The organism is Haladaptatus sp. W1, assembly GCF_001723155.1.
Classification (GTDB): Archaea; Halobacteriota; Halobacteria; order Halobacteriales; family Haladaptataceae; genus Haladaptatus; species Haladaptatus paucihalophilus.
The window spans coordinates 1-2,165 of sequence record NZ_MEIH01000303.1 but is presented as its reverse complement, the minus strand read 5'-3'; the positions used below and the strand labels follow the sequence as shown (position 1 = coordinate 2,165).

Here is a 2,165-nt window from a genome sequence, read left to right as displayed (position 1 = left end):
TCTCGTCGTGTTCGCGGCCTACCTGTTGACACACCCGTATCCCGCGACGGGCGGCGGTCTATACCTGGCGATGGCCGACGCGATACGCGACAACGGCTATCGCCTTCCGGCGCGGGTTCCGCGGTACACGCCGAACGGGATTCCGTTCGGCTATCGCCGCTCGCGTTCTACGTCGCCGCGCTCGCCCGCGACGTCCTCGGCGTCGGCCCGCTGACCCTGACGCGCTTCCTGCCCGGCGTCGTCACCGTCCTGACCGTCGTTCCAACCTATCTCCTCGGACACGAGGTGTTCGCCGACGCACCCGACAGAAACCGACGAGCGGGGCTCGCGGCGCTCGTCGTCGCGGTTAGTCCCGCCGTGTTCAAGTGGCACCTCTCGGCGGGCGGCATCGTCCGCGCTCCGGCCTTCCTGTTCACGGTGACGGGGTTGTACGTCGGATTGCGGCTGTTTCGGACCCCGGAGAACCCCGTTCGCTGGGCGGTGGCGGGGACGGTCCTGTTCGGCCTGACGATACTCACCAGTTCGCCACCTCTCGTTCCCAAGAGTACACGGTAGCTCGGTGTCCTACGATATGAGATCGACCAGTTTACTCGTCGAAGCCAAGCTACCTAACACTCGTGTAGTAGCGAGAACTCAGGATGGATAAATTACTTGACAAAAGAGTCAAAAATGCAATCTAGATTAGGGCAACTACCCATCGTCTGCTAAATTACGGTGCAGCGATTATGCGATTGAGGATGACGAGACCGAGACAGCATTTGGCCGGCGGCGTGCGAACATCCACGAAACACTCGAGGTAGTCGACGACGTGCCTACGACAGAGAGGGTCACGGTCATCGAGAATTTCGACCATCTCCCGGTTCGACGGCTTTCGTGATCAGCGGACCACTGATGGCACGCTCTATGTGATGTGATATCCTCCTCGTTCACGGGCAAGGGTTGCTCCGTAGGGCGTCGAGCGATTCAACACTTCCCCAAAGGCCCGAGCGCGGCACGCGATATTCCAACACTCACAGTGCTTGCATAGCGGGTAGCCACGCAGCCACCCGCCAGAGACTGGCAGTTCCGGTTGGGTACCCCAGCCGAGAAAGTGACGAATATTTAACTAGAAACTGATAGAAGTCATATTTGTATCTTAACTAAATATTTCTTTTATATGAGAAAAGTATAATTATTGTCCCGGAAGGTAACCTAGAACATCAGGATTGAGAACAGATGAAAAACTATAGGCTTTCAGTTCTTCTGATCGCTATACTCCTTTGTCTTTCAGGGCTCATAGTCGCGCTCCCCGCAGAAGGCTCACACGGCGGAAACGCAAACGTGACCACGAACACGTCGGGCGCCACGGCTACAACCAAGATAGCGACAACTCCAAAGTCGACGGTAAGTCAATCGAAAGTCAACACAACAGTGACCACGACGACCGACGCAGTGTCGGACGTGTCCAGCACTGTCGATGATGCGAACGAGTCTGGCTGGTCACCGTCCACGATCGACCCCGAGGCGACGACCCCCAAGACGAACGGCACGCTCGACACGACGAGCGTCGGCGACACTTCCCGTGAAACTGATGTATCCAGCACAACCGACACAGTGGATCCGAGCAAGAATGTAGACGAGATCGAAGCCACCTCCGATGCCGCTAACGACAGACCGACATCGACTGGTAACTCATCCGAGAAAACGAAAACCAATTCCCTCCCGACCAACGCGGCACGCGGCAACGTCGGGGAAATCAGCAACACAGTCATCAAAAACGTGGGACCGACTGCCGATACCGCAAACGCGAATAGACAGTCGGGACTCGATATCGCAAGCGATGCGACCGCCGGCGTCATCAAAGAGAATCTGAATGCGTCGCCACATGTGACGAAAACAGATGAGAACGGAATTGGCACCGTCAAAAAGACGACCCCCATGGGTCGTCCGTTCAAACCGGTTGCAACCCCGTCATTGTCCGTGGTACAAAGCGAAACAGTTGAGATGAACACTGCTCCCAACACGACGCCGCAGTTGAGCGACACTGCATCCGGCGGTGAGGCGAACGCGGACAGATCAACGAGGACAGTAGAGGCGAACGATCCAGAGACACACCCGAGCGAATCTAGTCCGACGATTCCGGCCCACCCTACGAAAACCGCCGAACTCATCGGCGTGACTGTCAC

General features: G+C 57.1%; 1 protein-coding gene and 1 pseudogene. Both read left to right on the top strand.

Features of this window, described 5'->3' with window-relative positions; genetic code table 11:
• Nucleotides 1–555, top strand: a pseudogene (locus tag BG842_RS15345) (hypothetical protein); the annotation flags it as partial.
• A 660-nt stretch (nt 556–1,215) separates the two neighbouring features.
• Nucleotides 1,216–2,165, top strand: a 950-nt coding sequence (locus tag BG842_RS15340) for a hypothetical protein (protein ID WP_139136137.1), incomplete at its 3' end; no start/stop codon positions are given.